Here is a 15,471-nt window from a genome sequence, read left to right as displayed (position 1 = left end):
CCTTCGCGGATGGCGAAGCGCAGGCCTTCGTCCATTGCCACCGGGTTGATCAGGGTGACGACCATCTTGACGTTGTCACCCGGCATCACCATTTCGACGCCTTCCGGCAGCGCAGCTGCGCCGGTGATGTCGGTGGTGCGGAAGTAGAACTGCGGACGGTAGCCGTTGAAGAACGGGGTGTGACGGCCGCCCTCGTCCTTCGACAGGACGTAGACTTCGCCTTCGAACTTGGTGTGCGGCTTGATCGAACCCGGCTTGGCCAGGACCTGGCCACGCTCGACGTCGTCACGCTTGGTGCCGCGCAGCAGCAGGCCAGCGTTGTCGCCCGCCTGACCCTGGTCCAGCAACTTGCGGAACATTTCAACGCCGGTCACGGTGGTCTTCTGCACCGGACGGATGCCGACGATTTCGATTTCGTCGCCAACCTTGATCACGCCGCGCTCGATACGACCGGTCACCACGGTGCCGCGGCCCGAGATCGAGAACACGTCTTCCACCGGCATCAGGAACGGCTTGTCGATCGCGCGCTCCGGCTCCGGAATCCAGCTGTCCAGGGCATCGACCAGCTTCAGGATGGCCGGCACGCCGATGTCGCTCTGGTCGCCTTCCAGCGCCAGACGGGCCGAACCGGCGATGATCGGGGTGTCGTCGCCCGGGAAGTCGTACTTGCTCAGCAGCTCGCGCACTTCCATCTCGACCAGCTCGAGCAGCTCGGCGTCGTCAACCATGTCGGCCTTGTTCAGGAACACGACGATGTACGGCACGCCGACCTGACGCGACAGCAGGATGTGCTCGCGGGTCTGCGGCATCGGGCCGTCAGCGGCCGAGCACACCAGGATCGCGCCGTCCATCTGGGCGGCACCGGTGATCATGTTCTTGACGTAGTCAGCGTGGCCCGGGCAATCGACGTGGGCGTAGTGACGGACCGGGGATTCGTATTCGACGTGCGCGGTCGAGATCGTGATACCACGGGCCTTTTCTTCCGGAGCGGCGTCGATCGAGGAGTAATCCTTGAACTCGCCACCGAAGCGCTCGGCACCGATCTTGGTCAGTGCAGCGGTCAGCGTGGTCTTGCCGTGGTCGACGTGACCGATGGTGCCGACGTTGACGTGCGGCTTGGTGCGCTCGAACTTACCCTTTGCCATTGTTCTATACCTTGATTGTTCGTAAGTGGTTTCAAGAGAGGCTGAGCGAGGCTCAGCCCTTCTTCATGACGGCTTCGGCGATGTTGGTCGGCGCCGGCTCGTAGTGATCGAATTCCATGGTGAAGGTGGCGCGGCCCTGGGTCTGCGAACGCAGCGCAGTGGCGTAGCCGAACATTTCACCCAGCGGGATCATCGCGTTGATGATGCTGGCCGAACCGTCACCGGTGGTGTCGGAACCCTGCAGCACGCCGCGACGACGGCTGACGTCGCCCATCACGTCACCCTGGTAATCCTCCGGGGTCACGATCTCGACCTTCATGATCGGCTCCAGCAGCACCGGCTTGGCCTTGGCGAAGCCCTGCTTGAAGGCCATCGACGAAGCCAGCTTGAACGCCATTTCCGAGGAGTCGACGTCGTGGTACGAACCGAACACCAGCTTCACCTTGACGTCCACGACCGGGAAGCCAGCCAGCGGACCGCTGGTGATGGTTTCGCGCAGGCCCTTTTCAACCGACGGAATGAATTCCTTCGGGATCACGCCGCCGGTGATGTCGTTGATGAACAGGAAGTCGTCCTTGATGGCCGGAGCCAGCTTCGGATCGGCACGGTCGGCAGCGGTGATCGGCGACAGTTCGATCACGACGTGACCGTACTGACCCTTACCACCGGACTGCTTGGCGTGCTTGTAGTCCGACTTGACGTCGGCCAGGGTGATGGTTTCGCGGTAGGCCACCTGCGGCGCGCCGACGTTGGCTTCAACGTTGAACTCGCGCTTCAGGCGGTCGACGATGATGTCCAGGTGCAGCTCGCCCATGCCCGAGATGATGGTCTGGCCGGATTCTTCGTCGGTCTTGACGCGGAACGACGGATCTTCCTGCGCCAGACGGCCCAGGGCCAGACCCATCTTTTCCTGGTCCGACTTGGTCTTCGGCTCGACGGCCATCGAGATCACCGGCTCCGGGAACGTCATGCGCTCCAGGATGATCGGGGCGTCCACAGCGCACAGGGTGTCACCGGTGGTGGTGTCCTTCAGGCCCACGGCAGCGGCGATGTCACCGGCCAGAACTTCCTTGATTTCCTCGCGGTTGTTCGAGTGCATCTGCAGGATGCGGCCGATGCGCTCCTTCTTGCCCTTCACCGAGTTCAGCACGGTGTCGCCACCGTTCAGGGTGCCCGAGTAGACACGGAAGAAGGTCAGCGCGCCGACGAACGGGTCGGTGATGATCTTGAAGGCCAGCGACGAGAACGGAGCCTTGTCGTCCGACTTGCGGGTCATTTCGACGGTGTCGTCGTCAACGTCCACGCCCTTCACGTCCGGCACGTCGACCGGCGACGGCAGCAGCTGGATCACGCCGTCCAGCATGGCCTGCACGCCCTTGTTCTTGAAGGCCGAGCCGCAGTACATCGGCACGATTTCAGTGGCCAGGGTGCGGGTACGCAGCGCATTGATGATTTCAGCCTCGGCCAGCTCTTCGCCGCCCAGGTACTTTTCCATCAGCTCTTCGCTGGCTTCGGCAGCGGTCTCGACCATGAACTGGCGAGCCTCTTCAGCCGGGCCCTGCAGGTCGGCCGGAATTTCACCGTACTCGAACTTCATGCCCTGCGAAGCCTCATCCCAATGGATGGCCTTCATCTTTAGCAGGTCGACAACGCCCTTGAAGTTGTCTTCAGCGCCGATCGGCAGCTGCATCGGCACGGCAACCGCGCCCAGCTTGGCCTTCAGCTGGCCGACGACCTTCTGGAAGTTGGCACCGGTGCGGTCCATCTTGTTGACGAACGCGATGCGCGGCACGTGGTACTTGTTGGCCTGGCGCCACACGGTTTCCGACTGCGGCTGCACGCCACCGACGGCGCACAGGACGAAGACGGCACCGTCGAGCACGCGCAGCGAGCGCTCCACTTCGATGGTGAAGTCGACGTGCCCGGGGGTGTCGATGATGTTGAAGCGGTGCTCCGGCAGGGACTTGTCCATGCCCTTCCAGAACGCGGTGGTGGCAGCGGACTGGATCGTGATGCCACGCTCCTGCTCCTGCTCCATCCAGTCCATGGTGGCGGCGCCGTCGTGCACTTCACCGATCTTGTGGCTCTTGCCGGTGTAGAACAGGATGCGCTCGGACGTGGTGGTCTTGCCGGCATCGATGTGAGCCATGATGCCGAAGTTACGGTAACGCTCGATGGGAGTGGAACGGGCCACGGGAGCCTCTCAGATTTCTTGGATTTCGGATGGCCGAACGCCGCCTTTCGGCGGCCTTCGGATTGGCGCAGTCCTTCTGGGACCGCGAGGCAGCACGCACCGAAGTGGTGCTGCCCTGCCTGTTTTACAAGGCCGTCAAACTCACCAGCGGTAGTGGGCGAATGCCTTGTTGGCTTCGGCCATGCGGTGGGTTTCTTCGCGCTTCTTGATGGCGCCGCCACGGTTTTCCGAGGCGTCGATCAGTTCAGCAGCCAGCTTCTTCGGCATGGTGTTCTCACCACGCTTGCGCGCGGAGTCGATCAGCCAGCGCATGGCCAGAGCCATCTTGCGCGACGAACGCACTTCGACCGGCACCTGGTAGGTGGCACCACCGACGCGGCGCGACTTGACTTCGACCGCCGGAGCGACGTTGTCCAGAGCCTTCTGCACCAGTTCAATGGCGTTGGCGCTGCTGTTCTTCTCGGTGATCACGTCCATGGCGCCGTACACGATCTTTTCGGCGACGGACTTCTTGCCGCTCTGCATGACCATGTTGATGAAGCGGGCGATGGTTTCGCTTCCGTGCTTCGGATCGGGCAGGACGGAACGCTGCGGAGTATTACCCTTACGCGACATAGTGCTCTCTCCTTATGCCTTCGGACGCTTGGCGCCGTACTTGGAACGGGCCTGGCGACGCTTGGCAACGCCGGCGGCGTCGAGCGAGCCACGAACGGTGTGGTAACGCACACCCGGCAGGTCCTTGACGCGACCGCCGCGGATCAGGACCACGGAGTGCTCCTGCAGGTTGTGGCCTTCACCACCGATGTAGGAAATCACTTCTTCCTGGTTGGTCAGGCGGACCTTGGCAACCTTGCGCAGAGCCGAGTTCGGCTTCTTCGGAGTGGTGGTGTAGACACGGGTGCAGACGCCACGGCGCTGCGGGCACTTGTCGAGCGCCGGCGAGGCACTCTTGTAGGTGGTCGCTTGCCGCGGCTTGCGGACCAGCTGGTTGATCGTCGCCATCAGTAGGTTCTTCTGATTGGTGGCCGGAAAATCCGACCAGAGATGCGGAAATGTTAAAGCAGGCCAAAATTCTGGCCTGCTGAGACAGACGATTGTAGCAACCCGTCAGGAAAGCAGTCAAACGCCTCCTGTCAAGCCCGTTCCTGATCCTGGAACGTTACTGGGGGGCCTCCATGTACCCCGTTCAGGTTGGCCGGGAGGATCGCGGTCGATCCCCCTGCCCTTTCCCTACCCGTCGATGAACCGACGGGGTGGTCCGGCCTGCTGGCCGGACCGGATACCTCATTCTTCGCCAGACGCCTGTTCAGCTTCAGCTTCAACGGCCGGAGCCTCGACTGCAGCAGGGGTGCCGGTCAGGGCCTGCATCTCCGAGTCGGTCAGACCCGAAGCGCCGCGGCGGCGGCTGCTGTGGTACGACAGACCGGTACCGGCCGGGATCAGGCGGCCCACGATCACGTTTTCCTTCAGACCGCGCAGGTTGTCCTTGGTACCGCGGACGGCCGCTTCGGTCAGCACGCGAGTGGTTTCCTGGAACGACGCGGCCGAGATGAACGATTCGGTCGCCAGCGAGGCCTTGGTGATACCCAGCAGGACCGGATCGAAGTGCGCCGGCAGCTCGTTGCGGGTCGACAGGCGCGCATTCTCCTCGATAACGCGCTGACGCTCCACCTGTTCACCGTTCAGGAACTTGCTGCTGCCCTGGTCGGTGATCTCGACCTTGCGCAGCATCTGGCGGGTGATCACCTCGATGTGCTTGTCGTTGATCTTCACGCCCTGCAGGCGGTACACGTCCTGGATTTCCTTCACCAGGTAGGCGGCCAGCGGTTCGACGCCCAGCAGGCGCAGGATGTCCTGCGGGCTCGGCTCGCCGTCCACGATGGTTTCACCCTTGGTGACGTGCTCGCCTTCGAACACGATGACCTGGCGGTACTTCGGAATCAGCTCTTCGTGCTCCGAACCATCGGTGTCCTTGATGATCAGGCGCTGCTTGCCCTTGGTGTCCTTGCCGAAGCTGATGATGCCCGAACGCTCGGCCAGCACCGCCGGATCCTTCGGCTTGCGGGCTTCGAACAGATCGGCCACGCGCGGCAGACCACCGGTGATGTCGCGGGTCTTCGACGCTTCCTGCGGGATCTTGGCGACCACGTCGCCCACGCCCACTGCGGCGCCGTCCTGCAGGTTGACGATCGAACGCGGCGGCAGCAGGTACTGCGCCGGCAGATCGGTGCCCGGGATCGACAGGTCGTTGCCCTTGGCGTCGACGATGCGCACGATCGGGCGCAGGTCCTTGGCCTGGGTACCGCGACGCTTCGGATCGGTGATTTCGCGCGAAGCCAGGCCGGTCAGCTCGTCGGTCTTCTCGATGACGGTGATGCCGTCGACGAAGTCGATGAAGCGGATGAAGCCGGCCACTTCCGACACGATCGGGTGGTTATGCGGATCCCAGTTGGCCACGGTCTGGCCAGCCTTGATCGCATCACCGTCCTTGGACGTGATGGTCGCACCGTACGGCAGCTTGTAACGCTCACGCTCACGGCCGTGGGCATCGAGCACCGAGATTTCGCCCGAGCGCGACACTGCCACCAGCGAGCCGTTGGCGTGCTCGACGGACTTGAGGTTGCTGAACTTGACCGAGCCGGTGGTCTTGACGGTGATGTTGTCGACCGCAGCAGCTCGCGACGCCGCACCACCGATGTGGAACGTACGCATGGTCAGCTGGGTACCCGGCTCACCGATGGACTGGGCGGCGATGACGCCGACCGCTTCACCGATGTTGACCAGGTGGCCACGGGCCAGATCGCGGCCGTAGCAGCGCGAGCAGACACCGAAGGCCGATTCGCAGGAGATCGTCGAGCGGACCTTGATGGTCTGCACGCCGGCATCTTCCAGCTTGGCAACCCAGGCTTCGTCCAGCAGGGTGTTGCGGGTGACGATCGGATCTTCGTCGTTGCCCGGCAGGAACACGTCCTCGGCAACCACGCGACCCAGCACGCGGTCCTTCAGCGGCTCGACCACGTCGCCGCCTTCCACGATCGGGGTCATGATCAGGCCTTCGGTGGTACCGCAATCCACCTCGGTGATCACCACGTCCTGCGCGACGTCGACCAGACGACGGGTCAGGTAACCCGAGTTCGCGGTCTTCAGCGCGGTATCGGCCAGACCCTTACGGGCACCGTGGGTGGAGTTGAAGTACTCCTGCACGTTCAGGCCTTCACGGAAGTTCGCCTTGATGGGCGTCTCGATGATCGAGCCGTCCGGACGCGCCATCAGGCCACGCATGCCGGCCAGCTGACGGATCTGCGCCTGCGAACCACGCGCACCGGAGTCGGCCATGATGTACAGCGAGTTCATCGACTTCTGGTCGATGGTCTCACCCTTGGCATTGACCACCTTCTCGGTACCGATGGTGTCCATCATCGCCTTGGCGATGCGCTCGTTGGTGCGCGACCAGATGTCGACCACCTTGTTGTAGCGCTCGCCGGCGGTGACCAGACCCGACTGGTACTGCTCCTGGATTTCCAGCACTTCGGCTTCGGCCTCGGTGAGGATGCCCTTCTTCTCGTCCGGGATCAGCATGTCGTCGATGCCGATCGAGACGCCGGCGCGGGTCGCGTAGGCGAAGCCGGTGTACATCAGCTTGTCGGCGAACACGACCGTGTCCTTCAGGCCCAGCTGGCGGTAGCTGGAGTTGATCAGGCGGCTGATATTCTTCTTGGTCAGCTCGGTGTTGGCCAGCGCGAACGGCAGGCCTTCCGGCAGGATTTCAGCCAGCAGGGCGCGACCGATCGTGGTGTCCACGATCGAGGTCTTGTTCTGCTTGATGCCGTCTTCGTCGGTCACCACTTCGGTGATGCGGACCTTGACGCGCGCGTGCAGTTCCACCACGCGGTTGTCGTAGGCACGCTTCACTTCGGCGATGTTGGCGAAGGCCATGCCCTCGCCCTTCTTGTTTTCCAGCGAGCGGGTCATGTAGTACAGACCCAGCACGACGTCCTGCGACGGCACGATGATCGGCTCGCCGTTGGCCGGCGACAGGATGTTGTTGGTCGACATCATCAGCGCACGCGCTTCCAGCTGGGCTTCCAGCGAGAGCGGCACGTGGACGGCCATCTGGTCACCGTCGAAGTCGGCGTTGAACGCGGTGCAGACCAGCGGATGCAGCTGGATGGCCTTGCCTTCGATCAGCACCGGCTCGAACGCCTGGATGCCCAGACGATGCAGGGTCGGCGCACGGTTCAGCATCACCGGATGCTCGCGGATGACCTCTTCCAGGATGTCCCAGACTTCGGCTTCTTCGCGCTCGACCAGCTTCTTGGCGGCCTTGATGGTGGTGGCCAGGCCACGACGCTGCAGCTTTGCGAAGACGAACGGCTTGAACAGCTCGAGCGCCATCTTCTTCGGCAGGCCGCACTGGTGCAGGCGCAGGTACGGACCGACCACGATGACCGAACGGCCCGAGTAGTCGACGCGCTTGCCGAGCAGGTTCTGGCGGAAGCGACCCTGCTTGCCCTTGATCATGTCGGCCAGCGACTTCAGCGGGCGCTTGTTGGTGCCGGTGATGGCACGGCCGCGACGGCCGTTGTCCAGCAGCGCATCGACCGATTCCTGCAGCATGCGCTTTTCATTGCGCACGATGATGTCCGGCGCGCTCAGTTCGAGCAGGCGGCGCAGGCGGTTGTTGCGGTTGATGACGCGGCGGTACAGGTCGTTCAGGTCGGAGGTCGCGAAGCGGCCGCCATCCAGCGGGACCAGCGGACGCAGGTCCGGCGGCAGCACCGGCAGCACGGTCATGACCATCCACTCCGGACGGTTGCCCGATTCCAGGAAGGCTTCGATCAGCTTGATGCGCTTGGTGAGGCGCTTGAGCTTGGTTTCCGAACCGGTAGCAGCAATTTCCTCGCGCAGGCGGGTCATTTCCGACTGCAGGTCGATGGTGCGCAGCAGTTCGTACACGGCCTCGGCGCCCATGGCGGCGTCGAAGTCGTCACCGTGCTCCTGGCGGGCCTGCAGGTACTGTTCTTCGGTCAGCAGCTGGCGGCGCTCCAGGGCGGTCAGGCCCGGCTCGGTCACCACGTAGGCTTCGAAGTACAGAACGCGCTCGATGTCGCGCAGGGTCATGTCCAGCATCAGGCCGATGCGCGACGGCAGCGACTTCAGGAACCAGATGTGCGCGACCGGCGAAGCCAGGTCGATGTGGCCCATGCGCTCACGACGCACCTTGGCCAGGGTCACTTCGGTGCCGCACTTTTCGCAGACCACGCCGCGGTGCTTCATGCGCTTGTACTTGCCGCACAGGCACTCGTAGTCCTTCACCGGGCCGAAGATGGCGGCGCAGAACAGGCCGTCGCGTTCCGGCTTGAAGGTACGGTAGTTGATGGTTTCCGGCTTCTTCACTTCGCCGAAGGACCACGAACGGATCAGGTCCGGCGAAGCCAGCGCGATCTTGATCGCGTCGAAGTCCAGCGTCTGGCGCTGCTGGTTGAAGAGGTTGAGCAGGTCTTTCATGGTGTTCTCCAGAAGGAGGAATGCTGTGTCGATGGGCTTTCAGTTCACTGCCAGCGGCGCGGCGGCGGACCGCCGCGCCGGCATGGATCAGTTGTCTTCCAGTTCCATGTTGATGGCCAGCGAGCGGATTTCCTTCACGAGCACGTTGAAGGATTCCGGCATGCCCGCGACCATCTCGTGCTCACCGTCGACGATGTTCTTGTACATCTGGTTGCGGCCCTGCACGTCATCGGACTTCACCGTCAGCATTTCCTGCAGGGTGTAGGCCGCGCCGTAGGCTTCCAGCGCCCAGACTTCCATTTCACCGAAGCGCTGGCCGCCGAACTGCGCCTTGCCGCCCAGCGGCTGCTGGGTGACGAGCGAGTACGGACCGGTCGAACGGGCGTGCATCTTGTCGTCGACCAGGTGGTTCAGCTTCAGGTAGTGCATGTAACCCACGGTGGTGTGGCGATCGAACGCTTCACCGGTGCGGCCGTCGTACAGCTGGGTCTGGCCACTGCTCGGCAGGTCGGCCAGTTCCAGCATGCGCTTGATTTCCGCTTCGGTGGCGCCGTCGAACACCGGCGTTGCCATCGGCACGCCGTCGGTCAGGTTGCGGGCCAGACGCAGCAGTTCCTCGTCGCTGAACTGCGACAGGTCGACACGGTTGGCCACGTTGGTGTCGTCGTGGTTGTAGATGTCGTCCAGGAACTTGCGCAGGTCGGCAACGGCGGCCTGGGCCTCCATCATCGCCTGGATCTTGCGGCCCAGGCCCTTGGCGGCCCAGCCCAGATGCACTTCCAGGATCTGGCCGATGTTCATACGCGACGGTACGCCCAGCGGGTTCAGCACGATGTCCACGGTTTCGCCCGAGGCCATGTACGGCATGTCCTCGACCGGCACCACGTTGGAGACCACACCCTTGTTGCCGTGGCGGCCTGCCATCTTGTCGCCCGGCTGGATGCGGCGCTTCACGGCCAGGAACACCTTGACCATCTTCAGCACGCCCGGGGCGAGGTCGTCGCCGGCGGTGATCTTGCCGCGCTTGTCGGCGAAGCGACGCTCGAATTCCTTCTCGTGCGCCTGGATCTGCTTCTGCGCGCGCTCGATGGCTTCCGAAGCGTCCTCGTCCTTCATGCGCAGGGCGAACCAGTCAGCCTTCTTCAGGCCGTCCAGGAAGGCGTCGCTGATCACGTCACCCTTCTTCAGGCCAGCGCCACCGTTGACCACCTTGCCCACGATCTGCGAACGCAGACGCATGTAGATGGCCGCTTCCAGGATGCGGAACTGGTCGTCGAAGTCCTTCTTGACGCGCTTGATTTCAGACTCTTCGATCTGGCGGGCGCGCTTGTCCTTCTCGATGCCGTCGCGGGTGAAGACCTGCACGTCGATGACGGTGCCGTCCATGCCCGGCGGAACGCGCAGCGAGCTGTCCTTAACGTCCGAAGCCTTCTCGCCGAAGATCGCGCGCAGCAGCTTCTCTTCCGGGGTCAGCTGGCTTTCGCCCTTCGGGGTGACCTTGCCGACCATGATGTCGCCGGCGCGGACTTCGGCACCGATGTACACCACGCCGCTCTCGTCCAGGCGGTTCAGCGCCTGCTCGGAGACGTTCGGGATGTCGGCGGAGATTTCCTCCGGCCCCAGCTTGGTGTCACGCGCGACGCAGGTCAGCTCTTCGATGTGGATCGTGGTGTAGCGATCCTCTTCCACCACGCGCTCGGAGAGCAGGATGGAGTCTTCGAAGTTGTAGCCGTTCCACGGCATGAACGCGATCAGCATGTTCTGGCCCAGGGCCAGTTCGCCGATGTCGGTGGACGGACCGTCGGCCAGCACGTCGCCGCGGGCGATGACGTCACCCACCTGGACCAGCGGACGCTGGTTGATGCAGGTGTTCTGGTTCGAACGGGTGTACTTGACCAGGTTGTAGATGTCCACGCCTGCGTCGGTGGCGCCAACGATCTCTTCCTCGTTGACCTTGACCACGATGCGGGCAGCGTCGATCTGCACGATCTCGCCACCACGGCGGGCGTTCACGGTCACACCCGAGTCACGGGCCACGGCGCGCTCGATGCCGGTACCGACCAGCGGCTTCTGCGCACGCAGGGTCGGCACGGCCTGACGCTGCATGTTGGCGCCCATCAGTGCACGGTTCGCGTCATCGTGCTCCAGGAACGGAACCAGTGCGGCCGCGATCGACACGGTCTGCATCGGCGAGACGTCCATGAAGTGGACTTCCGCCGGCGGCTTCAGCAGCGATTCGCCCTGGAAGCGGCACGGAACGAACTGCTCGGTCAGCACGCTGTCGGCATTGGTCAGGGCGTTGGCCTGTGCAATGACGTACTCGTTTTCTTCGATCGCCGACAGGAACTCGACTTCGTCATAGACCTTGCCGTCCACGACCTTGCGGTACGGGGTCTCAAGGAAACCGTACTGGTTGGTGCGGGCGTACACGGCCAGCGAGTTGATCAGGCCGATGTTCGGGCCTTCCGGGGTTTCGATGGTGCAGACGCGGCCGTAATGGGTCGGGTGCACGTCGCGCACTTCGAAGCCGGCGCGCTCACGGGTCAGGCCGCCCGGGCCCAGGGCCGAGACGCGACGCTTGTGGGTCACTTCCGACAGCGGGTTGTTCTGGTCCATGAACTGCGACAGCTGCGAGGAGCCGAAGAACTCCTTGATGGCAGCGGCGACCGGCTTGGCGTTGATCAGTTCCTGCGGGGTCAGGCCTTCCGACTCGGCCATCGACAGGCGCTCCTTGACCGCGCGCTCGACGCGGACCAGGCCCACGCGGAACACGTTCTCGGCCATTTCACCGACCGAACGCACGCGACGGTTGCCCAGGTGATCGATATCGTCGACCACGCCGCGACCGTTGCGGATCTCGGTCAGGACCTTGATCACGTCCAGGATGTCGGAGCTGTCGCCATGGGCGGCGACCAGGCGCTTGGACTCTTCGTCGTTGCGCTCACCGTAGTACTTGCGGTCGTACAGCACGGCTTCGCCGGTGGTTTCCTTGCGGCCCACGCGACGGTTGAACTTCATGCGGCCGACCGCGGACAGGTCGTAGCGCTCGAAGGTGAAGAACAGGTTGTGGAACAGGTTCTGCGCGGCATCCTTGGTCGGCGGCTCGCCCGGACGCATCATGCGGTAGATCTCGACCAGGGCTTCCAGCTGGGTCTTGGTCGGGTCGATGCGCAGAGTGTTGGACAGGTACGGGCCACGATCCAGATCGTTCACCCACAGGGTGCCAACGGCATCCACGCCGGCCTTGCGGAAGGCCTGCAGCTGCTCGTCGGTGATCTCGTCATTGGCCTGGGCCAGCAGTTCGCCGGTCGAGGCGTCGACCACGTCGTGCGACAGGATGCGGCCGACGATGTAGTCGTCCGGCACGGCCAGGGCGGCGATGCCCGAGGCTTCCAGCTGCTTGATGTGGCGCGCGGTGATGCGCTTGCCGGCTTCCACGATGACCTTGTCGCCGTCGGCGAGGTCAAAGCCCAAGGTTTCGCCACGCAGGCGCTCCGGCACCAGCTCCAGCTGGACGCCTTCATCCGGGTTGATGTGGAAGGTGTTGATCTCGAAGAACTCGGCCAGCATCTCTTCGTTGCTGTAGCCAAGCGCGCGCAGCAGGATCGACACCGGCAGCTTGCGGCGGCGGTCGATACGGGTGAACAGCGCGTCCTTCGGGTCGAACTCGAAGTCCAGCCAGGAACCGCGGTAAGGAATGATGCGGGCGCTGTACAGCAGCTTGCCCGAGCTGTGGGTCTTGCCACGGTCGTGGTCGAAGAACACGCCCGGCGAGCGGTGCAGCTGCGAGACGATGACGCGCTCGGTGCCGTTGACGATGAAGGTGCCGTTCTCGGTCATCAGCGGGATTTCGCCCAGATAGACCTCCTGCTCCTTCACGTACTTGATGGCCTTGGTCGACGACTCACGGTCGTAGATCACCAGGCGCACGGTCACGCGCAGCGGGGCGCCGTAGCTCATGCCACGCTGGCGGCACTCACGCTCGTCGAAGACCGGTTCGCCCAGCTTGTAGCCGACGTATTCCAGGGCAGCATTGCCGCTGTAGCTGGCGATCGGGAAGACCGACTTCAGCGCAGCGTGCAGGCCGTGGTCCGTGCGCTTGGCCGGATCGACGTTTTCCTGCAGGAATTCACGATAGGAATCCACCTGGATGGCGAGCAGGAACGGCACTTCGAGAATCGAGCGCTGCTTGCCGAAATCCTTGCGGATACGCTTTTTTTCGGTGAACGAATAGGACGTCATGAGGTCTTCCACCTTGTTGTGCGGATCGTGCGCCCACGATCCGAAGGGAACTTGAAATTGTCAGTTGGAAGTCGCTGGTATTGCCGGCACCAGCACGCCTTCTCCCGCTACTTCCAACTGCCAACTCGTCTGCATCCACTCCCCCGCTGCCGCGCGCTGCGCTGGCCGGCCGGGGTCTGACCGCAGCCCGTGTTGGGCTTTTTGCCGCTCGTTACATCCACGCGTGGCGTGGATCTACAACACTGCAACAACGACCAAAGGCCGGGGGCTTACGCCCCCAGCCTTGGCTGCATCGCCGTGAATCGGTGACGATGCAAGGTAACTGCTTACTTGACTTCGACAGTCGCGCCAGCAGCTTCCAGGTCCTTCTTCATCTTCTCGGCGTCGTCCTTCGAAGCGCCTTCCTTCAGGACGCCACCGGCTTCGGCCAGGTCCTTCGCTTCCTTCAGGCCCAGGCCGGTGATGGCGCGGACGGCCTTGATGACTTCGACCTTCTTGTCGCCGGCCGACTTCAGGGTGACGGTGAACTCGGTCTGCTCTTCAACAGCAGCGGCCGGGCCAGCGGCAGCAGCCACGGCAACCGGAGCAGCGGCGGAGACGCCGAACTTCTCTTCGATGGCCTTGACCAGCTCCATCACTTCCATCAGGGACTTCTCGGCGATGGCGTCGACGATCTGTTCGTTGGTAAGGGACATGATTAATACCTTTGGATGATTTTCTGGGTTGAGGTTCCGTCAGGAACCACGGTAAGTCGAAACTCAGGCGGTCTCGGCGGCCGGCTCGGCAGCGTCGGCGGCGACGTCGCCACCACCCTGCTTCTCGCCAACGGCCTTGATGGCGCGGGCAAACATCGTGACCGGCTCGGTCAGGACGCGGGCCAGCATGGCCAGGGCCTGGTCGCGGGTCGGCAGCGAGGCCAGCACTTCGACGTGGCTTGCCGGGAACACTTCGCCACCGATGGCGACGACCTTAGCCTTCAGCTTGTCGTTGCCCTTGGCGGCTTCCTTGATCAGGCGACCGGCAGCGCCGGGCTCCTCGAGCGAGAACGCGTACAGCAGCGGACCAACCATCTGGTCCTGGGCGACTGCGAACTCGGTGCCTTCAACGGCGCGCGAAGCCAGGGTGTTCTTGACAACCTTCAAGAAAACACCGGTTTCACGAGCCTGCTTGCGCATCGCGGTCATCTGGGCGACCGTGGTGCCAGCGTATTCGGCTGCGATCAAGGAGTGGGCCTTGGCGGCGACGTCTGCCAGCTCGGCGACTACTTCTTGCTTCTGGGACAGATTGAGAGCCATTGCACTCCTCCTATTGAACTCCGCTTACGGCTCCTGCCGTGTGCGGTCCTGTGCGGCATCCATCCTGGACGCCGGGAACATCGGGATGATGTTCCGGGGGTGGGCCGTTCTAGACCTGGAGTGGGCCAACCTGGGAAACCCAGACGTGCGTGAACCAGAAAAACTCCAGAAGGGCACCATCTACGCAGGGTGATTCCGGGGAATCGATTAAGCGCTCATGACTGCTCCGGCGGCGACTCCTTGCCAGATCGAGCTTCCGTGCCCGTCGCCGGTATTACCACGACCGCGCCTGCGGTCTTTGACGGCTACCGCGGGCGATGCACTGCCAGCGATGCCTTCAAATGTCACGGTCACGGCACCGAAGGTACCGTGACCGCTTGAAACAATTACTTCAGGGTCAGCGACGACTGGTCGACGGTGACGCCCGGGCCCATCGTCGAGCTGACCGAAACCTTCTGCAGGTAGGTGCCCTTCGAGGTGGCCGGCTTGGCCTTGATCAGGTCCAGCAGCAGCGCGGTCAGGTTCGACTTCAGCGCGTCTTCGGCGAAGTCGGCCTTGCCGATGGTGCAGTGGATGATGCCGGCCTTGTCGGTGCGGTAACGGACCTGACCCGACTTGGCGTTCTTCACGGCTTCACCCGGGTTCGGGGAAACGGTGCCGACCTTCGGGTTCGGCATCAGGCCGCGCGGGCCCAGCACGGTGCCCAGCTTACCGACGACGCGCATGGCGTCCGGGGTCGCGATGACGACGTCGTAGTTCAGATCGCCGGCCTGCATCTTCTCGGCCAGGTCATCCATACCGACGGCTTCGGCGCCAGCGGCCAGGGCTTCGTCAGCCTTGGCACCGGCCGGAGCGAACACGGCGACGCGGACCGACTTGCCGGTACCGGCCGGCAGCACGGTGGAGCCGCGGACCTGCTGGTCGGACTTCTTCGCATCGACGCCCAGGCGCACAGCGACGTCGATCGACTCGACGAACTTGGCCTTGGTGGCGCTCTTCAGGATGTTGATCGCGTCCTCGAAGGCGTATGCCTTGCCCGGAACGACGGCGGCCTTGATGGCCTTCTCACGCTTGGTCTGTGCCATCT

General features: G+C 63.5%; 9 protein-coding genes. All 9 read right to left on the bottom strand.

Annotation, left to right across the window (positions count from 1 at the left end):
- Nucleotides 1-1,145 (bottom strand): elongation factor Tu (gene tuf, locus AC13FN_RS17635; RefSeq protein ID WP_197644471.1); only part of this gene is annotated, 1,145 nt, incomplete at its 3' end.
- Nucleotides 1,146-1,197: 52 nt separating this feature from the next.
- Nucleotides 1,198-3,339 (bottom strand): elongation factor G, encoded by a 2,142-nt coding sequence (gene fusA / locus AC13FN_RS17630; RefSeq protein ID WP_049435135.1) that lies wholly within the window; start codon nt 3,337-3,339, stop codon nt 1,198-1,200.
- A gap of 141 nt (nt 3,340-3,480) precedes the next feature.
- Complete coding sequence (gene rpsG, locus AC13FN_RS17625; protein ID WP_004145321.1) at nt 3,481-3,954, bottom strand: 30S ribosomal protein S7; 474 nt, start codon at nt 3,952-3,954, stop codon at nt 3,481-3,483.
- 12 nt (nt 3,955-3,966) lie between these two features.
- Entirely contained in the window at nt 3,967-4,341 is a 375-nt protein-coding gene (gene rpsL / locus AC13FN_RS17620) for a 30S ribosomal protein S12 (protein ID WP_004145320.1), read from the bottom strand.
- 282 nt (nt 4,342-4,623) lie between these two features.
- Nucleotides 4,624-8,847 carry a DNA-directed RNA polymerase subunit beta' gene (rpoC, locus tag AC13FN_RS17615; RefSeq protein WP_049435136.1) on the bottom strand — a complete coding sequence of 1,408 codons (4,224 nt, stop codon included), beginning with the start codon at nt 8,845-8,847 and terminating at the stop codon, nt 4,624-4,626.
- A gap of 87 nt (nt 8,848-8,934) precedes the next feature.
- Complete coding sequence (gene rpoB, locus AC13FN_RS17610; RefSeq protein ID WP_049401089.1) at nt 8,935-13,089, bottom strand: DNA-directed RNA polymerase subunit beta; 4,155 nt, start codon at nt 13,087-13,089, stop codon at nt 8,935-8,937.
- Nucleotides 13,090-13,415: 326 nt separating this feature from the next.
- The gene (gene rplL, locus AC13FN_RS17605; protein ID WP_010480374.1) at nt 13,416-13,784 is read right to left on the bottom strand and encodes a 50S ribosomal protein L7/L12; all 369 of its coding nucleotides are present in this window, start codon (nt 13,782-13,784) and stop codon (nt 13,416-13,418) included.
- A 63-nt stretch (nt 13,785-13,847) separates the two neighbouring features.
- The gene (gene rplJ, locus AC13FN_RS17600) at nt 13,848-14,384 is read right to left on the bottom strand and encodes a 50S ribosomal protein L10 (RefSeq protein ID WP_010480377.1); all 537 of its coding nucleotides are present in this window, start codon (nt 14,382-14,384) and stop codon (nt 13,848-13,850) included.
- A 386-nt stretch (nt 14,385-14,770) separates the two neighbouring features.
- A complete protein-coding gene (gene rplA / locus AC13FN_RS17595) occupies nt 14,771-15,469 on the bottom strand; it encodes a 50S ribosomal protein L1 (RefSeq protein ID WP_004154350.1) in 699 nt (232 codons plus the stop codon).
- Nucleotides 15,470-15,471: the final 2 nt, after the last annotated feature.

The organism is Stenotrophomonas sp. 115C5 (assembly GCF_056861055.1).
This window is presented reverse-complemented; position numbering and strand designations above follow the sequence as displayed.

Bases quoted from the DNA above. Each gene is read 5' to 3' on its own strand.
- rpsG (WP_004145321.1), bottom strand. From the start codon at position 3,954: ATGTCGCGTAAGGGTAATACTCCGCAGCGTTCCGTCCTGCCCGATCCG.
- rpsL (WP_004145320.1), bottom strand. From the start codon at position 4,341: ATGGCGACGATCAACCAGCTGGTCCGCAAGCCGCGGCAAGCGACCACC.
- rpoC (WP_049435136.1), bottom strand. From the start codon at position 8,847: ATGAAAGACCTGCTCAACCTCTTCAACCAGCAGCGCCAGACGCTGGAC.
- rpoB (WP_049401089.1), bottom strand. From the start codon at position 13,089: ATGACGTCCTATTCGTTCACCGAAAAAAAGCGTATCCGCAAGGATTTC.
- rplL (WP_010480374.1), bottom strand. From the start codon at position 13,784: ATGTCCCTTACCAACGAACAGATCGTCGACGCCATCGCCGAGAAGTCC.
- rplJ (WP_010480377.1), bottom strand. From the start codon at position 14,384: ATGGCTCTCAATCTGTCCCAGAAGCAAGAAGTAGTCGCCGAGCTGGCA.
- rplA (WP_004154350.1), bottom strand. From the start codon at position 15,469: ATGGCACAGACCAAGCGTGAGAAGGCCATCAAGGCCGCCGTCGTTCCG.